Source organism: Pseudomonas cremoricolorata (assembly GCF_000759535.1).
Lineage (GTDB): Bacteria > Pseudomonadota > Gammaproteobacteria > Pseudomonadales > Pseudomonadaceae > Aquipseudomonas > Aquipseudomonas cremoricolorata_A.
On record NZ_CP009455.1, the window covers coordinates 3,296,767 to 3,314,724 of the forward strand.

Sequence of the window (17,958 nt, forward strand, 5' to 3'; positions counted from 1 at the left end):
CAGGCGTTCCGACTGTGGTTCAACCCGAAGCGCAGGCGGTGGGCTGGCTTGACGCTGATCGCCATGGCGGTGGCCGCTATGTTTCTCAATCCGGGAAGCCGGTGGGGCTTATTGCTTGGAGCGGGCATCTACTGGTTTGTCACGTCATTGCCGCCATTTATCGGCGGTAGGCGTTGAGGCGCTGGAGGGCAGCGCGGGGTCAGACGGCTTTCGCGTCTTCGAACTTGACGATCAGCCGAGAGGTTTCTGGCTGGCCCTCAACCTTTACTTCGAAGCAGGCCAGCGAGTAGGAGCTGAGACCGGTGATCAGGCCTTGCTTGATGCTGTCACCGATGGCGAACGGAGGTTGGGGGTTGCTCTCTTCAAACCAGGTCTTCACTGCCTTGCGCTCCGCCTCGTCCACCAGGTGGCCAAGTTCGTCGAGGGTGTCGATGTCGTCGCGCTGCATATCCCAACCAGCCCACTTCGCCAGCTCCATGCAGAGATCGAAGCCATCCATGTGGCGACTGTAGTGCTGCGCCACGGTCTCGGCGTCGGCCTCAAGCTTGTCGGCGATGGGCTTGCAGCATTCAAGGATCATTTCCCTGGTGGCAGTTGGACGCGGTGGAATGTGGTTCATGGCTTTCTCCATGCAGGCGCCGCCCTCGCCGGGCAGGCGTTATCGTTGAAGATCGGAAGGCGCTGGTGAAGTCATGCTGTGGATAACCGATGAACCGCAGCATGTTGTATCGGTGAAGTTCGGAGGCTCAGTAGCTTGGGGGACACCAAACACTCCCAGGAGAATCGAGATGAAGCGAATTCAGATTGTCGTCTTGCTTGCGATGCAGCTCTCATGTATCTGGTGCAACTTGGCGCCAACGATCATGCCGGTAATGTGTTCGCGCCGAGGTGCCGTTGCCGACACCCCGACTACAGTTCACTTCGAGTCGAAGCTACCCAGCACCAGCTTGGCCGCGTTGCCTACCTTACTCTCCAGCACCTGCTTGAACTCCTGAGCGATCGCCTCGCGCTGCGCTTCTTCGCCCAGCCAGCGCAGCTTCAGCACCGGTTGCGATCCGCTGGTGATGACGGACACGCGCAAGCGGATGACTTGCTCGCTCAGGCCTTCGAACGGGATGACTTTAAAGTCGAGCCAGGCTGGCAGGGTTTCCTTGCTGCTGGCCTCGATCGAGTCCATGGCGCTGCGGCTGGCGCGTGTCTCGCTGACGGCGTGATCGCTCTCGGACGACGCTTTGACGGTGATGGTGCGTACGGCGGCGATGGCCTTGGCGATCGACATTCCGGCGCCGTTTTCGTCAGTGGCGGTCAGGTGCTGGTGCCAGTCTTCGATCCAGTCGCTCATGGCCTTCTGCGCAAGGGCCTGGCCACACACAGCCTGGACAGCCGCGAATGCAGCGGAAGCCTTCAGGCGCAGCACAGCACGGTCATCAGCGTGGCCAGGATGGTTTGGCGTGCCCAGGTTGAACAGCACCACACAGCTCATGACGTCCTGATCGATGAAGCCGCGGGCGTCTGGCGCTGCGCGCTCGACCACATAGGCGCCGAAGTCGGCCAGTGAGTGCGTGGAGTAGGTGCCCCGGAAACGATTACGGCCTTCTTGGTATCGCTCCAGATCAACCACGTTGAAATGCTGCGGTACTACAACAACCGGACCCAGGGCGGGCAGGTCGCGCCCGGCGGCGGCAATCGTCGTTTCTTGGATGAGCTCGAGCGCTTCTTTGGTGAGGGACATGCGGTGGTTCCTTGTGCGGATGGAATGGTGTTACTTGCGGGGATGGACCGGCGCTTCGTCGCGGGTGAAGAGCTGGTCGTGCTTTTCGGGGAACAGCGAGATGTTGCCGCCGGTGCCTACGTACATCGGGGTGTCGAGGCAGGTATTTTCGCTGCGGTCCCCGCGCTTGGTCGGCACCTTGTAGGCGAGCTTGTGCTTGATCTTCACTTGGTGGGAATCGCCGATCTGGGTGAAGTCCAGGGTGATGGTGATCCTGCCGGCCTTGCCGTGATCGACCACGCCGGCGGCTACTTCCGAGAGGGCGTGGCCGATCTGGCTGGCGAAGGCGCCGCCGTTGAGCTCTTGCAGGAACTCGGTTGTGTCGGTGGGCTTGGACATTGCTGCGTCTCCTGATGGACGATGCCGCTGGGCGGCAAGTTGATGTGCTGCTGGCGCCGGCCGTGCCGGGCGCGGTTGTGGATTCGTTTCACGCTGCCTTCTGCTGATTCCAGGCGCCGACCATCGCAAAGATCTTGGCGGCCTCTGCTTCGTCGAGCGTTGTGTCGGTAGGGATGGCGATCCAGCCGGATGCCACTAGGTGATTCGGGTTGGCCGTGGACCGCAGGTCGGTGTAAGTCGCCTCGATCACGTCGGTCAGGTGCTCGGCGCGATAGCTGCCCTGCGGTACTACCTCGATCGACTTGTGGTACCGCTCGCCGAACTCATTCCGGCAAAGAACGCTGAGGTAGATGGTCCAGCTATGGGGGATATCGCACACCGCGTCGACGATCTGGCGAATGCAGATCTGCTTGAGGTTGCTGCGGTTGATGAGCACCTGCTGCCCGCTGGGATCGATGTTCACCACCGCTGCATGATTGGCCGAGACCAGCGCCCGGCTGGTTCGCTCCAGGCGTGCCCGCATGTTATGCGGCTTGCGCTTGCTCATTGCGTCAGGCACTTGGTGGCGGCCCCAGCTTCCATGGCCGAGGCGAAGACCATCGCGGCTCGGTAGCTGAACGCGAAGCCTTGCACTGCATCAGTGGTCAGGTCGACCACATCCCAGGCCTGGCCGTGGCCGAACACCTGGTAGCGAGGCGCGCCGATCTTGGCGCGGGTCTCGGCCCGCAGCGTACGACTGCGCTCGAGCAGGGCTTCGAGCACGGCCAGCTTCTCCCGGAAAGCAGGATGCATGATGGTTTGCATGGGTGATCCTCGAAGGGTCAGGCGTGGTGCTCGAAGGCCTCGGCCTTGCGAACGATTCGAAGTTGAGCAGTGCGGCGTTCAGGCACGCGCCGGTCGCGGCGCATCGGGTCGCCATCGTTGAGCGCGGCCTGCGCGGTGAGCAGGCAGATGAAGAACACGCAGAGCGGGCTGATGATCTGGCGGCTCATGGCCTTGGTGACGGCCTCGATGCGGCGCCCGACTTCGAGCTTGTAGAGCACCGTCTCGATACGGTTTGCCGCAGTGCCTGGGCTGATGCCCATGCGCCGGGCGATTTCTTTGGTGGTGAGGCCCTGGGCGACCCACAGCAGGGCCTCCAGTTCGCGTGGCGCCAGCAGCTTGCCGAGCTGGCCTGTCCATGTACCGCAGGTGATCTTTTCCATGAAGTATCTCGGGGGACCGCATTGGTCAGGCGCCAGGCGCGGGTGACCAGACCCACCGTGAAAGGTGGCCTGGCGCCTGCCAATGCAGTCTGGAGTTAGTGGGGAGGGTGATGCAGAGGGCCGCATCGGTGGAGCAACTGGCTTCATAGCTCGACCGGCTTCGCCATGGGCATGAGCGGCCGGGTGGTCCTCGACCAGTTGGTCCACCGATGCGGCCTGCGATGGGTGAGCAGGGCATCGGGCAGTTAACGACAGGCTGTCGTGGCGCTGGTTGTTCAAATAATCGCGGTCAGGGTCTTTGAGCCATCGGCGTTCAAAGTGGTGAGGTGCACCACTGGAGCGCTGTGCGAGCGATGTCCTTGGCGAATGATTTGATTTGCCCGGGTGAACCGCTCGTTGAACTTGCCTTCACCGTCGGGCAGATGAGTAGTGCAGGTGAGCGACGAGCAGTCCTCGCCGTTCGGGCCTTCGCCGTCGTGAGCGATATCGAAGCTGGCTTGCATTGCTATGCCCTTTTCCCTGCAGATGGTGATGACCTGCTGCATCAGCGGGCTGATCTGCTCGTCGTAAATCTCTTCTTTGTTCACGGTGTCGTCTCCAGTGGATTCCCTCTGATGCGCCCCGCTTGAGGCGCACCAAGTAATCGTCTGTCAGGCAGCTCTAGCAAGTTGAGCCTGCGCCAGCAGCTCGGTGACAGCTTCGGCCGGCGTGCAGCCATCGGCGTAGAAATCATGCAGGTCGCTTTCTTCCTGCGAGCCTAGTGCGACCTGGTGGCCGAGCAGTCGGGATGCTTTGTCGATCCAGCGATAGTAGGTGCGCTCTTCAGCGTCCGCGCGGCATTCATCAGCCGCCATGATTGCCATGTTGAACATCGCGTTGCCCTCCGGGCGGTTGATTTCCTGTCTGGCCCTGTCTCCAAGGCCAACCAGTGAAATCGGGTCAGGCTGCGGTCTCGGCCTGGGCCTTGATCCGTTCGTGAATCTCGCTGCGGTGCACAGGCACGTCGCCCGGCGCCTCGACGCCGATCCGCACCTGGCCGCACTTCGTCTGCAGCACCGTCACGCGGATGTTGTCGTTGATCACGATGGTTTCGCCTGCCTTGCGGGTCAGAATGAGCATGGTCCTACTCCTTGGTTGGTTTCCCGTCTGGCCTTCGGTGGGAAGGCCAACCGGTGAAATCAATCGAAGCCAGGCTTGGCGCCCAGGCGCACATCACGCTCACGCATCATTGCCTCGGCGTAGTCGAACGATTGCTTGGCGATCTCGTCCGGCGGGTTGCAGCCGGTACCGGAAAGCAGGCCGATCATTGCCGCGATGGCGATCGCTTCGGTGTCGTCGTATTCGTTTCGGGTCATTGTGGTGCTCCGTGGTTGGTTTCCTGTCTGGCCCGCGTGAGCAGGCCAGCCAGTGAAACCGATTGCTCGCTTCGCCACCGATGGCTCCGCTTGTCCTGTCATTGGCCTTGAGCTTCCCTGGTCACTGCGCGTCGATCGGCCTCGGCACGGTGGTCATGGGGTCAGATGTTCGCTACACGACTGCCAGCTGCAGCTCGGCGGCCTACTGGGTAGGGCAGCTCGTCGTGGGTTGCCGGTCCGGGTTCCGGCTGGGCTTGCTACTTCATCGGTTGTTTCCTCCTGTGGGTGTTTGTTCTCAACCACGCATGGGGCGAGTCGTCTCTCACCGGCGCCGCACATTTCGTGTTCGATGCATTGCCAGTTTTGCGCGGTATCGCGTGCTTGCATGGGCAGGCACGGCAGCTGTCCAGAGGCTGCGTGGTCGACGACTTAGCTTGTCCCGACCCAGGTGATGGCCTGGGTGCGTCGAGGTGGTCACGTCTGGTTGTGTAAAGAGCGGTACCGGGGCGATAACCCAAGTTATGCTCAAAATAATAACCAAAGTTTTTAGGCTGTCAATAACCTTTGTTATGAATATGGGCAAAAAAATGCCCGCGCTTGGCGGGCCTATCTCAGCTATCTATGTATTCGCCCCATCCAATTCGCACAGTGCCGTCTTCGACCTCAATCACTCTGACGCCTACGGTGCCCGCCATATCATCAATGATGTGTCGCCATTGGACTGGGTCTTCATCGGGCAGCCGGGAGACAGTTAGTGCGCGAGTCTTCTGGGCGTTGGGTTCGTTGACTAGGCGTTGTATGCGATAGCCGATCTGCTCGTAACTGCGCAGGCGACCTTGCCCGGATTCAGCGGAATCTGACATCGTAAATCCTCCTTATTACTGTATGTGTGTACAGTATTCAGGTGCTAGGATTTTCGCAACTCCCTTGTAGGAAAGTCACTGCTGCTGAGGGGCTAGGCGCTACCTTTTGAGAGTCATATGCAAAAGAAAGCCCGCGCTAGGCGGGCATGGATCGTGGCCTGCTGGGGTCACAGCTTCATCAGCGCCCTGACCACAACACCGACAATTCTGCAGTCGCCCGCGCATACCTCCACGGGGTAGGCAGGATTCAGCGGTTTTAAGAATCTACGCCCCCCGTCCTCTACCAGCTTCTTGAAAGTCGCCTCATTGCTGTCTGCAAGCTTCGCGATAACGAGCTTCCCGTGCTGAACGTCGGCCTCGGTGTCAACGAGGATCAGCGTGCCCTCGGCAATGCTCTGCCCGCTAGCAGAAGTCATCGAATCGCCTTTGACCTCGAGCCAGAACGCAGGCCCCTTGGAGTCGTACTCGGACATCTCATATCGGTCTGAGAACCCCGGAGGGAAAGGCTCCACTGCCTCTGCCCAAGCTCCGGCAGCTACCCAGCTGATAACGGGGTAGCGGAATGACATATCAGGCTGGCGAGACGCCGAGACATTGGCGGGCTGCCTGTTATCGGTTTTGCCGGATGCAAGCCATTCGGCAGTCACGCCCAGTGCACTCGCGATCTCGTACAGCTTCTTGGAGGACGAATTTCGACCGCTCTCCAGATGCTGAATGGTCACCTGGCTAACGCGGGCCCGGTCTGCGAGCTGTTGCTGGCTGAGTCCCAGTTCAATCCGCTTGGAAAGGACTCGGTCCTTCAGTGCTTCCGTGGTTTTCGTCATGTGCTGAAGGGTAAAACACGCGTTATCGCCCTTCAAATAACATGTGTTTGACTCGCCTATAACTTGAGTTATCATTCCTGGCACGATCCATTGAGGCACGCAGACATGCCGAATACTGAAAGACCTATCGACGAGGTGGTGCGCTTAGCCGGAGGCCAGGCCGAGCTCGCGAGGCGTTGCAATACGAGTCAGCCTCGAATCTGGCAATGCGTCCATCGCAACCAGAAGGTTCCCGCAGACCTTGTGATCCCGCTGGAAAAGGCCGTCGAGGGTCAAGTCACCCGACATCAATTGAGGCCGGACCTCTACCCACCCGAGGAGAAGGCTGCGTCTTGACGCCCATTCTCGGGCATTGAAACCACTGCCGCCAGATGCCTAACACAACTGGCATTCCATCCAGTGCCCAAATCGCAGACGAAAAAAAACCGCCTGGCCGGGCGGTCTCTTCAACAACTTTCGAGGTCGATTATGCCCAGAGCAATCGATGCACGCAACACCCAGCCCGGCGCGGTTGGTTTTCCCTCGCATGCCGTCGACCAGGTGATGTCTTCGCGCGAGATCGCGCAGCTCACTGGCAGCACGCACGATAACGTCCTGAAGACGGTGCGCCAACTGGTCAAGAGAGGTGTCGTTTCATCAAACGAGACCCCTTACATCCATCAGCAGAACGGCCAGCAATACAGCGAGTTCCTGCTCACCTACCGGGACACCCTGGTGGTGGTGTCGGGCTACAGCGTCGAGCTGCGCGCCAAGATCATCGATCGCTGGCAGGACCTGGAAGCGCGGGTGGTTGGGCAGGTGCAGATCCCGACGAACTTTGCCGAGGCTCTGCGCCTGGCTGCCGACAAGGCCGAGGAAAATCAGCGCTTGCAGGATGCTTTGGCCCGGCAGGCCCCAAAGGTCGCGGCCATCAACCGATTGGCCGGCGCCGGCGGAGCGATTTGTATCACCGACGCGGCCAAGCAGCTGCAACTGCCACCGGCGAAGCTGTTCGCCTGGTTAGAGCAGAACCGATGGATCTACCGCCGGCACGGCTCGAAGCGCTGGATTGCCTTCCAGCCGCGAATCACCGCAGGCCTGCTCGGGCACAAGGTGACCTCATTGGACCCAGACCGCGAGTCAGGCAGCGACCGCGCGGCGTTCAGCGTGCTGGTGACTACCAAAGGCCTTACCTACTTGGCCGAGAAGCACATCGGGGGCCAAGGCCCACTGGAGCGCACCTGACATGCAATTCACCCTGACCATCAACCAGGTCAAGGCCTTGGAGTGGGGGCTCAACTCACAACAGGCGCTGCTGTTCGCGTTCGTCTACGGCTGCCCGAGCTGGGCCAAAGCGACCACAACAGAAAATGGCGTCTTCTTCGTGCTGAGCAAGGCCAAGATCATCGAGGAACTGCCGCTGCTGACCGACAAGCCGGATACGGCTTATCGCATGTTGAAAGCGCTGCAGGACGTGGGCCTGATCGAGCTGTCGAGTACGTCCAATGTCACGCTTTTCCGCCTTACCGACAAGGCCGCGCAGTGGAACAAGAAAGAGGACGGGTCGGAAAAATATCCGACCCTAAAAGCGGGTAAGGATGGTCGGAAAAAAATCCGATCTACCTCGGAAAAAAATCCGAGCATGGTCGGAGAAAAATCCGATCTAGGGTCGGAAAAATCTCCGACAAATCAAGATACCAGTAATCAAGATACCAATCAGGACACCAGTCACAGTTCGCAGGACGCCCCGGCTGCGCCGTCGCAACCCGCTGTGCTGGCGCTGGTTCAGGCCGGTGGACCGCGGTGTGAAATTCCCGAAGACATGCCCGGCCCCAAAGACCCTGAGTGCAAAACGTTCAAGGCCTGGGCGAACTACGCGATGGCCTATCGGAATCGCTACAAGACCTGGCCCGTTTGGAACGCCAAGGCTGGCGGTCTGCTGGGGCAGCTTGTCGATCGTCTCGGCGCCGACAGCGCTCACCACGTCGCGGCCTACTTCCTGAGGATCAACGACGCCAGGATCATCAACGGCTGCCACAACCTCGGGGACCTGCTGGCCAAGTGCGAGGCGTATCACACCCAGTGGGCGACCAATCGCCAAATGAACGCCACCACGGCGCGCCAGCAGGAGCAAACCCAAGCGAACATCAACGCCGCGCATGAGGCTGCTGACTCCATTCGAAACGGTCAGGAGGGCAAGCGCAATGCTTTCCTGTGAGCAGATTGCCGAGCTGGCCACCGCCGTGTGCGCGACTGCGGAGGCGATGGGCCAAACCATCAGCGCCGCAGGTGCAAAGCTGATTGCCGAGGATCTGTCGGCTCATGAGCCGGCCGTGATCATCGGCGCGCTGCGTGCCTGCCGCCGCGAGCCTGCCGGGCGCCTGTCGCTGGGGATGGTGCTCAAGCACATTCACGCTGCCGATGGACGCCCAGGCAAGGACGAGGCCTGGTCGATCGCCCTGGCCGCCAGCGATGAGCATGAGACGGTCGTGCTCACTACAGAGATACGCCAAGCCATGATTGCCTCGACGCCCATCCTGGAGGCGAACGACAAGGTCGGTGCGCGCATGGCGTTCATGAGCGCCTACGAGCGGCTGGTCAGCTTCGCACGAGCCGAGGATCGGCCAGCGGCGTGGGAAGTGTCCCTGGGCTTTGATGCTGCACGCCGCGTTACCGCCATTGAGTCGGCCGTTCGCGCACAGCTGATCAGCCATGAGCGTGGCACCAAGTACCTGGCCGACCTTCGAATTACGCCCGTTACCGAAGACGGCCAGGCCATCGCCGGGCTGCTCACCGGGACAAAGCGAACCCACGTCAGCGCCCATGTCCGCGAAAAGTTAGACGAGGTTCGCGCAAGCTTGGTCGCTTCGAATTTGCGCAAAGAGCGCCAGCGCGCGAAAGAGCTGCAGCGCAAGCGTGTCGACACCTACCTGCGCAAGCGCCGTGCCCGCGCCGCCATTGCTCAACTGAGGATGATGCCTTGAGACAGTCGAAACTGACCAAAGCCGCACGGGGCCGTGAATGCCAGGTAAGGATTCCGGGCGTGTGCAACGGCAATCCAGAGACCACCGTGCTGGCGCATTACCGCATGGCCGGCACCTGCGGCGTGGGCAACAAGCCGAACGACCTGCAGGGCGCCTGGGCGTGCAGCGCTTGTCACGATGCCTGCGATGGGCGCAGCAAGACACTTGATCGGGCCACCGCTCGGCAGTACCACGCCGAGGGCGTGATGCGCACCCAGGCCCAGCTGATCAGTGAGGGGGCGCTGCGCCCATGACCACGCTCACAATTCGCCCCTTCAAGCCGCGCCAGCCTCGCGCCAAGCCCGTGGATCGTGAAGGCCAAGAGCAGGCCGCGCTGATGCGCGAGATCGAGCTGCGCTACCCCGATGTGTTCGAGCTGATGTATCACGTGCCAAATGGCGGCCACCGAGTAAAGGCCGTTGCTGCGAAGCTCAAGGCCCAGGGGGTGAAGGCAGGTATTCCTGATCTGGTACTACCCATGGCTCGCGGTGGCTTCTTCGGGCTGTACGTCGAATTCAAGGCGACCGTCGAGCCTGCACCTGTCTCGTCCAGCCAGCGCGCCTGCCTCAAGCGGCTGAACGAGCAGGGCTATCTGGCCATTGTGTGCCGCGGGCACTTCGACGCCATGGAGCAGCTGCGGGCCTACCTGCTGCTTCCCGCCACGGTGGCCGCATGAGCGCGACCCGCGAAGTCAGGTTCACCGAGGCCGAGGTGCGCCGTCAGTCGGCCGACCGTTCCGTGCGTGACCTACGCGACCCGCGCCACCCCGGCCTGTACCTGCGCTTCTGGTCCGATCGAGGCCGCGCCACCTGGCACTTGGTGCGGGGCAAGCGCTGGGTTCCGGTCGCCCGCTGGCCGGAGCTCGGCGTGTCGGCGGTGCTGGCCGAGCTGCCCGCGATCCGCCAGCGGCTGATGCGCGACCCGGCGACGGCGCCGATCGCCTCGGGCATGGCCACCGTGGGCCAGCTGCTGGAGTGGTACGGCGACCGCATGGCGCGCGACCGATCGCTGTCGGCCAAGCGCAAGGCCGGCGCCCGGTCGGCGATCACCCAGCACCTGCTGCCGTGCCTGCGTGACCTGCCGCTGGCCGAGGTCAGCGCCGACGCGCTCGACAAGCACCTGATGTGGCCGTGCCAGGCGAAGGTGTCGGTGTCCTACCTGCGCCAGATGTTCGCGCTGCTGCTGACCGCCATGCGCCAGGCGCTCAAGCTGGGGCTGATCGACAGCAACCCCATGGCCGGCATGCGCTTCAGTGACTTCACCAAGGCCAAGATCCTGCCCAAGGCAGCGCGCCTGCGCGGCGTGCAACTGGCCGACCTGGTGCAGCAGCTGGCCCAGGCCTTCGAGGCCGCCCCGGGCGACGTCACGCTGGCGGTGATGATGCTGGCCCACGGCACGCGCATCGGTGAGACACGCATGGCGCGCTGGGACGACATCTCGCTAGCCGCCGCCGAGTGGTTCATCCCCGCAGCCAACACAAAGACCCGCACCGAGCACCGCTTGCCGCTGACCGAGCAGATCAAGGCGTTGCTGATCCGCTACCGGGCCGGCCAGCAGGCCGAGGGCTACCAAGGCGTGTACCTGTTCCCCAACCGCCGCGGCCTGTGCTTGAGCGAGAGCCAGGCCAGCATGGTGTTCACGCGACTGGGGCAGGGCGCCTGGACCAGCCACGACCTGCGCAAGGTGTCACGCACCACCTGGACCGACCTCGGCATCGACGGGCACATCGGCGAGATGCTGTTGAACCACACGCTGGGCAAGATCGCCAGCACCTACATCCACACCCAGGCCATGGAGCAGCGCCGCGCAGCGCTGGAGAAGTGGCACGGCTGGTTAGACGGGATCGGCTTTTCGGCGATTCACGGCCTTACAGAGACCTTATCCGAGATTTCGCAGAATCCGGCGCAGCCAGCGGAATACGTGGGCTGCGATGGCCTTAGCGAATTTGTAATTAGCGAGGATTCGAAATGAATATTTCCGAGCACGGGGCCGTCGCCTTTCTCTATGGACTGGAGGGTCGGATCACCGGCCAGTTGATCATTGATGAGTGGTTCGGCGTAGACCTCGGCGAGGAAGGTACCGTGGAACCGCGGAAAGGGGGCTTGTTTGGCCTGCGGCCTTTCGACAAGCCGATTGTGGCTGGCAGGGCAGTCGTGCCGCGCAGCCGAGCGGCCAAGCCTTGGCTTCGAGCCAAAAAGGGGCGTGTCCGCCAATGAGAAAAACCTACGGCCCGGCTCTGCACAAACAACAGATCGTCCTGGCGCGCTGCCCGGATTGTCGGGGCAGAGCAGTAGTGAAGGGGGTCTTCTACGAACTGCCTTGCGGCCAGTGCAACGCCTCCGGCTGGGTATCAGCGCTCACCGGCGAGCCGCTGCCGCTGGAAGAACTTGTGACGCAGTTGGGGCTGCGGGTGCGTGAGCTGGAGCAGCAGGCCGGGCGCCAGCGCCCGAGCACGACCGGCGGCCCGGAATCTCAGTATCAAACGAATAACCGCCGCGGCGCCGGCGGCACCAATTACACCGGGGATTGAGGGGAGAGGGCATGAGCCATCTGCAAAGAAGTGCTGAAGAACTGCTGGAAAACTGGGGGCGCTGGGCGCTTATGGGTTCCGGCGTGGCTGGCTGTGCATCGAGAGAGAACACTGCTCTAGATGCGAGCATCACCGATGATGAGGCGCTGGTTATCGACCGTCTCATGGGCCGCCTCTGCCTGCGCTACGCCGAGTGCGGCGCAGTGTTGAGGACGTATTACATGGCGCGTGATCTATCGCTCAAGGATGCTGGCAAGAAGCTTGGCTTCAAGGAAGAGAAAACCCGGCAGTTGTGGAAGGCTGGCGTGGCCTGGGTAGATGGGGCTCTGGAAACGAGACGCCAAGCAGCTTGACTTCCCCGGTCCCGTAACGTATCTTCCGTGCTACTTTGCGGTAGGTGCGCTAGAGCAAACACCTGACCGACTCTTTCATCAAGCCTCGGCAATCGCCGGGGCTTTTTCGTTTTTGTCCGCATGCATTCATGCAGCTTGGACCGTGACAGCCAACCGTTTACCAAGCGCTGCCAAAGCCGCTTCAATCTGCTCCATCTTCGATGTGTGCATGAAATCTACCAGTCGATCGCCTTGTGACTGGTGAACGCCAAGCAACCGGCGCAGGTCGGCCTTACGCATGCCACGTTCCATCATCGTGTTCCAAAGCAAGATCTTCGCCACGGTCACGGCTGGCAGGTAAATGACCTGCTCCCCTGGAAGTGGCTCGCTGGATTCTGGAATAGGTCTGCGCTGATCAACATAGATCGAGAGTGTCACTTCGATGGCGTCGACGGCCTCGCTTATCGCGTGCTCCCGGTCATCGCCGTAGCTGTTCAGCTCTGGAAGGTCGCGGCAGAACACCGCCAGGCCCGGCGTGGAGTCTTGCTCGAAGCGGATTGCGTAGTTGTACATGGTCACTCCTCGGAGGTGATCGTCCAGCATTCAGATAGGGTGAAGGGGCTCTCAGAGCCCCAGTTGTTTAATGATCGCTTTGCGGGTCGGTTCGGGCATTTCCTTTGATCCGTGGTCCGCAAACGTTGTCCTGTTGCCGTTCGGGGCGGTGACTTTGAAGTGGCTTCCTTTGCCTGCTTCGAAGGTCACCCCTTGGGCCTTCAACCATCGTCTGAACTCGCTGAACTTCATCACCTCGCCTCGTTGTTTGGATGATTCTATTATACAACACTTCTGGTTTAATACAACATTAAAGTTATATTTCTTGCTGCCGGGGAGTCGAGCGCATGGATTTCTTTCACCGCCTGCTCGAAAAGTGGGACTTGGGCATCGCAGGCTTGCTCGGCGCCCTTGTAGCCACACGCTGGCACAAAGACGACTTGCTGGACCGAAAGGCCTGGTTTCTGTTCCTGCTTACCGGGATGGCCTGCGCGCACTACCTGACGGGCATGGTCAGCGCCTACTTCGGGATCGTCGAGCCGCGCAGTGTTGCCGGCGTCGGGTTCCTGCTCGGCACGTTCGGCGGCTCGCTGATCGCCGCCGTGACGCGCGCCATCAAGGCCGCTGATCTCTGGTCTGTCATCAGGTCCAAGTTCGGAGGGCCTTCCCAATGATCCTTGAATATGTGAATGCGTTGGCTGCGGGCGTTATCGCGCTGTGGGCTTCCTGGGCGGTGCTGAGCGGCAAGGTACGCGACGGTGTGATCGGCAAGATTCTCTATGCGGTCATCGCCCTGAGCGGCTACGCCATACTGGCCCGCTCGGACCGCATGTTCTTCACGCCCAACACAGCCGGCGTCACGATGCACGTTGCCCTGGCCCTGGCCGGTCTCCGTCACATGTTCATGCTGACCTATTGGCCGCGAGTGAAGCGCTGGATCTGCCGGCGCCTGGACTGCGACCTGTGCAAGCGGGTTGATCAGCAAAAGCCGGGGAGCTGACTGATGCCGCAAAGACCCCAAAGACCTTGCAACGCCCAAGGCTGCCGTGCCCTTCACCGTAACGCGCATGGCTACTGCGACACGCACGCGGGAATCGCCGAAGAAAAGACCAAGGCTTGGGCGAGTCGGAAAGGATCGGGGCGAGGCGGCAGGCCGTGGAGGCGCAAGCGAGAGTACATCCTGAAGCGCGACGGATACCTGTGTCGCTGCGATGAGTGCGTGCGGCTTGGCAGAGTGCGGGAGGCGGATGAGGTTGACCACATCCTGGCTGTTGCGAAGGGCGGTTCTGACGCGGATGACAACCTGAGGGCGATCAATAGCGACTGTCACCGCAGGAAATCCCATGCAGAGCGAAAAATGGTCAAAAACTCACCAGAAATCTCATTAAATGAGAATTATTACCAATAATGCAGGGGGGAGGGTCAAAAGTTCAGACCTTTTCGGCCGGACACCGTCCGCCCAGTCGTTTTTTTACACCCGCGAAATATAAAGTTTAGTGGAGGCGCCGATGCCAGGGGTTGCCGGGCGCTCCGGCCGTCGCCCAAAACCCACGGCCCAGAAGGCGCTGGCCGGCAATCCCGGCAAGCGGAAGCTGAACAAGGACGAGCCTGATTTCGCCCTTGTGACCAACGTCGATCCCCCCGAATGGCTGTGTGAGCACGCTACCAGGGTGTGGCAGATGCTGGTGCCCGAGCTGCTGAAGGCGAAGGTGCTGGCGCTCACTGACCTGCACAACGTCGAGGCCTTTTGCACAGCCTATGGCAACTGGCGCATGGCCCAGGAGTCGGTGCGCAATCACGGCATCGTCGTTGCCGGCGCCACGGGCGGACCGGTGAAGAATCCGGCGCTCACCGCGGCGAATGAAGCGATGCGCCAGATGGTCACCTTCGGCTCGATGCTGGGCCTGGACCCGGCCAGCCGCACGCGGATCATCGGCGGCAACAAGCAGAAAACCACCAACGAGTTCGCAGCCCTACTGAGTATCTGATGGCCAGAGCCAAGTACACCAACGTCGACAAGGCGATGACGTGGGCAAGGTCCGTTCTCAAGGGCAAGTTTCCAGCGTGCCGCTACATTCATCAGGCCATCGAGCGGCACTTCGAAGACGTCGCGGCGAGCCGCGCGAAGAACTACCCCTACAAGTTCGACCCGGCCAAGGCCGAGAAGAAGTTGCGGCTAATACAGCTGCTGCCGCACACCAAGGGCGAGTGGGCGTTCAAGCGGCAGCTGATCACCCTTGAGCCTTGGCAGTTGTTCGGCCTGGCCTGCACGTTCGGTTGGGTGCGCAAGAAAGGCGGGTACCGCCGCTTCCGCGAAAGCTACTGGGAAGTGCCGCGCAAGAACGGCAAGTCGGTGATCGCCGCCGGCGTCGGCATCAGTATGTTCACCGCCGACAACGAGTTCGGCGCCGAGGTGTACTCAGGCGCCACCACGGAGAAACAAGCGTGGGAGGTATTCCGGCCGGCCCGGCTGATGGTCAGCCGCTCGCCGATGCTGATCGAGGCGGCCGGTATCGAGGTCAACGCCTCAAACCTGAACATTCCGTCCAACGGCAGCCGCTTCGAACCATTGATCGGCAACCCTGGCGACGGTGCTTCACCGTCCTGCGCCATCATCGACGAATTCCACGAACACGATACCGCCGCCCAGTACGACACCATGCTCACCGGCATGGGCGCCCGTCGACAGCCGCTGATGTTCATCATCACTACGGCCGGTCCAAACATCGCGGGGCCGTGTTATGACAAGCGCCGCCAGGTCATTGAGATGCTGAACAGAACTGTCCCTGACGACGAGTTGTTCGGCTACATCTGGACCCTGGATGAGGGTGACGACTGGACCGACCCGAAAAATCTGGCCAAGGCCAACCCCTGCATAGGGGTGTCGGTATTCCAAGAGTATCTGGAGAGCATGCTGGCCAAGGCGCTCCGGTCAGCGCGATTTACAAACACCTTCAAGACTAAGCACCTGAACCTTTGGGTGAGCGCGAAAACCGGCTTCTTCAACATGGAGAGCTGGAAGGCCTGCGAGGACAAGTCGCTCACGCTCGAGCAGTTCGAGGGCCAGGAGTGGGTTGCAGGCTTCGACCTGGCGCGCAAGCTGGACATGAACTCGCGGGCGCGTCTGTTCTGGCGGGAGATCGACGGAAAGATTCACTACTACAGCGTGGCCCCGGCCTTCTGGGTACCGGAAGACACGGCCAACGACGTGGACAACAAACGCATGACCGAGCGCTTCCAGGCCTGGGTCAACACCGGCCACCTCACGGCCACGCCCGGCGCCGAAGTGGATTACCGGGAAATCCTCGAAGACACCAAGGAAGCCAATAAGCTGGCGCCGATCAGGGAAAGCCCGATCGACCCGCACGGCGCCACTGGCCTCAGCCACGACCTGGACGACGAAGGCTTCAACCCGATCACCATCACCCAGAACTACACGAACATGTCCGACGGCATGAAGGAACTAGAGGCGGCGATCGAGGCGGGGCGCTTCCACCATGACGGCAACCCGATCATGACCTGGTGCATCGGCAACGTGATCGGCAAAAACCTGCCTGGCAATGACGATGTGGTGCGCCCTATCAAGCAGGGCGAAGACAACAAGATCGACGGCGCCGTGGCGCTGATCATGGCCACAGGCCGAGTCATGGCGCAGGCCCAGTCGGGTAACAGCGTCGATAACTTCATGGATGCCATTCGGAACCCAATCTACTGATGAACGCCGCGACGATCCTCTACCTGGTCACCGCGCTGCTGGGCTTCGCCCTGATGGTGGCGGGTGTATTCACTCTGGCCGGTACCGGCTGGGCTCTCATCACTGCCGCATGCAGCCTCTTTTGCATTGCGGCCTTTGTTCGTCAGGGGCTGATCAGTGGCTAACTCACTCACGCGGGCGCTGGGCGCTGCAGCCAGCCGACCCAAGGCGAGTATCAGCGACTGGGTGGGCAAGAAAATCCGCTTGAGCGACGGCGGCTTCTGGAGCAGCTTCATCGGCACGCAGTCCAGCAGCGGCAAGGCCGTAACCGTCGACAAGGCCATGCGCCTTTCTGCGGTATGGGCATGCGTGCGCATCATCTCGACTTCGGTTGCTGGCCTGCCGTTGAACATCTATCGCCGCCTGCCTGATGGCGGGCGCGAAAACGCTCGGGATTTCCGCCTGTACGACGTGCTCCACAGCAGTCCGAACGAAGACATGGCGGCATTTCAGTTCTGGCAGTCAGTGGTGGCCTCGATGCTGTTATGGGGCAACGCGTTTTGCGAGATTCACCGGAACGGGGGAAGGGTGGTCGCCCTTGATTTCCTGCTGCCCTCTCGGGTGGATGTGGAAACCGATGACGATGGTCGCCTGATTTACTATTTCAAGCCCCGCAAGGGTGCCCGACGCCAGATCGAGCGGGCAGACATGTTGCACATTCCGGCGTTCACGCTGGACGGTCGGATGGGTATGTCCGCCATTCGCTACGGTGCCGATGTGTTCGGCGCGGCGATGTCGGCGGATGACGCGGCAAACAGCACGTTCAAGAACGGCATGATGCCCACGGTGGGCTTTTCGGTCGACCGCACCTTGACGCCCGCCCAGCGGGAAGACTTTCGCGAGTACGTAAAGACCATCAGTGGCGCACTCAACGCCGGCAAGAGTCCCGTTTTTGAGCAGGGAGTGAAACCCGAGCAGTTGGGTATCAAGCCTGCCGACGCTCAACTGCTGGAGTCCCGCGGACACAGCGTCGAGGAAATCTGCCGCTGGTTTGGTGTACCGCCCTGGATGGTGATGAAGACCGACAAGGGCAGTAACTGGGGCACGGGTCTGGAGCAGCAGCAGATCGCGTTCCTGACCTACTGCATCATGTCCTACACCGCGCCGATCGAGCAGTGCATCAACAAGTTCTGCCTGACGGCAACCGATCGCATCAGCTACTACGCCGAGTACTCCCTGGAAGCGTTCCTGCGCGCCGACAGCGCCGGCCGCGCCGCCTACCTCAGCACCATGGGCCAGAACGGCTACATGACTCGCAACGAAGGGCGCCGCAAGGAAAACCTGCCAAGCATGCCAGGCGGTGACGTGCTGACGGTGCAGTCGAACCTGGTACCGCTGGACCAGCTCGGCAAGCAGGACACCCAGGAAACCGCCCGCAACGCTTTGAAGAACTGGCTCGGCGAGTCAGGCAACGCCTCTCAGGAGTAACCC

The 17,958-nt window shown here is 61.4% G+C and carries 31 protein-coding genes; 17 read left to right on the forward strand and 14 right to left on the reverse strand.

Features of this window, described 5'->3' with window-relative positions:
* Positions 1 to 199 precede the first annotated feature (199 nt).
* From LK03_RS14985 to LK03_RS15035, 12 genes are all read right to left on the reverse strand, one after another.
* A complete protein-coding gene (locus LK03_RS14985; RefSeq protein WP_038413139.1) occupies positions 200 to 619 on the reverse strand; it encodes a hypothetical protein in 420 nt (139 codons plus the stop codon).
* Positions 620 to 916: 297 nt separating this feature from the next.
* On the reverse strand, positions 917 to 1,732 hold the full coding sequence (locus LK03_RS14990; RefSeq protein ID WP_038413140.1) for a DUF2303 family protein: 816 nt from the start codon (positions 1,730 to 1,732) through the stop codon (positions 917 to 919).
* Positions 1,733 to 1,762: 30 nt separating this feature from the next.
* Positions 1,763 to 2,110, reverse strand: a complete 348-nt coding sequence (locus tag LK03_RS14995; protein ID WP_038413141.1) for a hypothetical protein — start codon at positions 2,108 to 2,110, stop codon at positions 1,763 to 1,765.
* 88 nt (positions 2,111 to 2,198) lie between these two features.
* Positions 2,199 to 2,657: a hypothetical protein gene (locus tag LK03_RS15000; protein WP_038413142.1), complete on the reverse strand. Its 459-nt coding sequence runs from the start codon at positions 2,655 to 2,657 to the stop codon at positions 2,199 to 2,201.
* A complete protein-coding gene (locus LK03_RS15005; RefSeq protein WP_038413143.1) occupies positions 2,654 to 2,914 on the reverse strand; it encodes a hypothetical protein in 261 nt (86 codons plus the stop codon). Before LK03_RS15005 ends, LK03_RS15000 begins: the two co-directional genes overlap by 4 nt.
* Positions 2,915 to 2,931: 17 nt before the next feature.
* Positions 2,932 to 3,315, reverse strand: a complete 384-nt coding sequence (locus tag LK03_RS15010) for a response regulator transcription factor (RefSeq protein ID WP_038413144.1) — start codon at positions 3,313 to 3,315, stop codon at positions 2,932 to 2,934.
* A gap of 275 nt (positions 3,316 to 3,590) precedes the next feature.
* The gene (locus LK03_RS15015; protein WP_038413145.1) at positions 3,591 to 3,902 is read right to left on the reverse strand and encodes a hypothetical protein; all 312 of its coding nucleotides are present in this window, start codon (positions 3,900 to 3,902) and stop codon (positions 3,591 to 3,593) included.
* Between the two features lie 63 nt (positions 3,903 to 3,965).
* Positions 3,966 to 4,187, reverse strand: a complete 222-nt coding sequence (locus tag LK03_RS15020; RefSeq protein ID WP_038413146.1) for a hypothetical protein — start codon at positions 4,185 to 4,187, stop codon at positions 3,966 to 3,968.
* Positions 4,188 to 4,254: 67 nt separating this feature from the next.
* Positions 4,255 to 4,434: a carbon storage regulator CsrA gene (csrA, locus tag LK03_RS15025; RefSeq protein ID WP_038413147.1), complete on the reverse strand. Its 180-nt coding sequence runs from the start codon at positions 4,432 to 4,434 to the stop codon at positions 4,255 to 4,257.
* A gap of 59 nt (positions 4,435 to 4,493) precedes the next feature.
* On the reverse strand, positions 4,494 to 4,670 hold the full coding sequence (locus LK03_RS22325) for a hypothetical protein (RefSeq protein WP_167334499.1): 177 nt from the start codon (positions 4,668 to 4,670) through the stop codon (positions 4,494 to 4,496).
* A 611-nt stretch (positions 4,671 to 5,281) separates the two neighbouring features.
* The gene (locus LK03_RS15030) at positions 5,282 to 5,533 is read right to left on the reverse strand and encodes a DUF1654 domain-containing protein (protein ID WP_038413148.1); all 252 of its coding nucleotides are present in this window, start codon (positions 5,531 to 5,533) and stop codon (positions 5,282 to 5,284) included.
* Positions 5,534 to 5,700: 167 nt separating this feature from the next.
* Entirely contained in the window at positions 5,701 to 6,432 is a 732-nt protein-coding gene (locus LK03_RS15035; protein ID WP_081951607.1) for a LexA family protein, read from the reverse strand.
* A gap of 30 nt (positions 6,433 to 6,462) precedes the next feature.
* On the opposite strand from LK03_RS15035, the gene LK03_RS15040 reads away from it, so the two are divergent.
* The 10 genes from LK03_RS15040 to LK03_RS15085 all read left to right on the forward strand — a co-directional run bounded on the left by LK03_RS15040 (position 6,463) and on the right by LK03_RS15085 (position 12,242).
* Positions 6,463 to 6,693: a transcriptional regulator gene (locus tag LK03_RS15040; protein ID WP_038413149.1), complete on the forward strand. Its 231-nt coding sequence runs from the start codon at positions 6,463 to 6,465 to the stop codon at positions 6,691 to 6,693.
* Positions 6,694 to 6,900: 207 nt separating this feature from the next.
* The gene (locus LK03_RS15045; protein ID WP_038414744.1) at positions 6,901 to 7,581 is read left to right on the forward strand and encodes a phage antirepressor KilAC domain-containing protein; all 681 of its coding nucleotides are present in this window, start codon (positions 6,901 to 6,903) and stop codon (positions 7,579 to 7,581) included.
* Between the two features lies 1 nt (position 7,582).
* The gene (locus LK03_RS15050) at positions 7,583 to 8,554 is read left to right on the forward strand and encodes a hypothetical protein (protein WP_038413150.1); all 972 of its coding nucleotides are present in this window, start codon (positions 7,583 to 7,585) and stop codon (positions 8,552 to 8,554) included.
* Between the two features lie 46 nt (positions 8,555 to 8,600).
* On the forward strand, positions 8,601 to 9,320 hold the full coding sequence (locus LK03_RS15055) for a hypothetical protein (RefSeq protein WP_240478619.1): 720 nt from the start codon (positions 8,601 to 8,603) through the stop codon (positions 9,318 to 9,320).
* Entirely contained in the window at positions 9,317 to 9,613 is a 297-nt protein-coding gene (locus tag LK03_RS15060) for a DUF1364 domain-containing protein (protein WP_038413152.1), read from the forward strand. Before LK03_RS15055 ends, LK03_RS15060 begins: the two co-directional genes overlap by 4 nt.
* Entirely contained in the window at positions 9,610 to 10,035 is a 426-nt protein-coding gene (locus LK03_RS15065) for a VRR-NUC domain-containing protein (protein WP_038413153.1), read from the forward strand. Before LK03_RS15060 ends, LK03_RS15065 begins: the two co-directional genes overlap by 4 nt.
* A complete protein-coding gene (locus LK03_RS15070) occupies positions 10,032 to 11,330 on the forward strand; it encodes a tyrosine-type recombinase/integrase (RefSeq protein WP_038413154.1) in 1,299 nt (432 codons plus the stop codon). The genes LK03_RS15065 and LK03_RS15070 overlap by 4 nt, the downstream gene beginning before the upstream one ends.
* Positions 11,327 to 11,575: a hypothetical protein gene (locus LK03_RS15075; protein ID WP_038413155.1), complete on the forward strand. Its 249-nt coding sequence runs from the start codon at positions 11,327 to 11,329 to the stop codon at positions 11,573 to 11,575. Before LK03_RS15070 ends, LK03_RS15075 begins: the two co-directional genes overlap by 4 nt.
* Positions 11,572 to 11,889, forward strand: coding sequence for a hypothetical protein (locus LK03_RS15080; protein ID WP_038413156.1), 318 nt, complete (start codon positions 11,572 to 11,574; stop codon positions 11,887 to 11,889). The genes LK03_RS15075 and LK03_RS15080 overlap by 4 nt, the downstream gene beginning before the upstream one ends.
* Before the next feature lie 11 nt (positions 11,890 to 11,900).
* Positions 11,901 to 12,242: a hypothetical protein gene (locus LK03_RS15085; RefSeq protein WP_038413157.1), complete on the forward strand. Its 342-nt coding sequence runs from the start codon at positions 11,901 to 11,903 to the stop codon at positions 12,240 to 12,242.
* A 126-nt stretch (positions 12,243 to 12,368) separates the two neighbouring features.
* Here LK03_RS15085 and LK03_RS15090 read toward each other — a convergent pair whose 3' ends face one another.
* Together LK03_RS15090 and LK03_RS15095 are read right to left on the reverse strand one after the other, a co-directional pair.
* Entirely contained in the window at positions 12,369 to 12,794 is a 426-nt protein-coding gene (locus tag LK03_RS15090) for a type II toxin-antitoxin system HicB family antitoxin (protein ID WP_038413158.1), read from the reverse strand.
* Positions 12,795 to 12,845: 51 nt separating this feature from the next.
* Positions 12,846 to 13,025 (reverse strand): type II toxin-antitoxin system HicA family toxin, encoded by a 180-nt coding sequence (locus tag LK03_RS15095; protein ID WP_038413159.1) that lies wholly within the window; start codon positions 13,023 to 13,025, stop codon positions 12,846 to 12,848.
* Between the two features lie 95 nt (positions 13,026 to 13,120).
* Here LK03_RS15095 and LK03_RS15100 point away from each other — a divergent pair, with 95 nt between their 5' ends.
* The 7 genes from LK03_RS15100 (at position 13,121) to LK03_RS15125 (ending at position 17,955) form a co-directional block, all read left to right on the forward strand.
* Positions 13,121 to 13,447 (forward strand): hypothetical protein, encoded by a 327-nt coding sequence (locus tag LK03_RS15100; RefSeq protein ID WP_038413161.1) that lies wholly within the window; start codon positions 13,121 to 13,123, stop codon positions 13,445 to 13,447.
* The gene (locus LK03_RS15105; RefSeq protein WP_038413162.1) at positions 13,444 to 13,773 is read left to right on the forward strand and encodes a hypothetical protein; all 330 of its coding nucleotides are present in this window, start codon (positions 13,444 to 13,446) and stop codon (positions 13,771 to 13,773) included. Before LK03_RS15100 ends, LK03_RS15105 begins: the two co-directional genes overlap by 4 nt.
* A gap of 3 nt (positions 13,774 to 13,776) precedes the next feature.
* Positions 13,777 to 14,181, forward strand: a complete 405-nt coding sequence (locus LK03_RS21995) for an HNH endonuclease (protein WP_081951608.1) — start codon at positions 13,777 to 13,779, stop codon at positions 14,179 to 14,181.
* Positions 14,182 to 14,281: 100 nt separating this feature from the next.
* Complete coding sequence (locus LK03_RS15115) at positions 14,282 to 14,761, forward strand: phage terminase small subunit P27 family (protein WP_038413164.1); 480 nt, start codon at positions 14,282 to 14,284, stop codon at positions 14,759 to 14,761.
* Positions 14,761 to 16,488: a terminase large subunit gene (locus LK03_RS15120; RefSeq protein ID WP_038413165.1), complete on the forward strand. Its 1,728-nt coding sequence runs from the start codon at positions 14,761 to 14,763 to the stop codon at positions 16,486 to 16,488. Before LK03_RS15115 ends, LK03_RS15120 begins: the two co-directional genes overlap by 1 nt.
* Positions 16,488 to 16,652: a hypothetical protein gene (locus LK03_RS22330; RefSeq protein WP_167334500.1), complete on the forward strand. Its 165-nt coding sequence runs from the start codon at positions 16,488 to 16,490 to the stop codon at positions 16,650 to 16,652. The genes LK03_RS15120 and LK03_RS22330 overlap by 1 nt, the downstream gene beginning before the upstream one ends.
* Positions 16,645 to 17,955 (forward strand): phage portal protein, encoded by a 1,311-nt coding sequence (locus LK03_RS15125; RefSeq protein WP_038413166.1) that lies wholly within the window; start codon positions 16,645 to 16,647, stop codon positions 17,953 to 17,955. The genes LK03_RS22330 and LK03_RS15125 overlap by 8 nt, the downstream gene beginning before the upstream one ends.
* Positions 17,956 to 17,958: the final 3 nt, after the last annotated feature.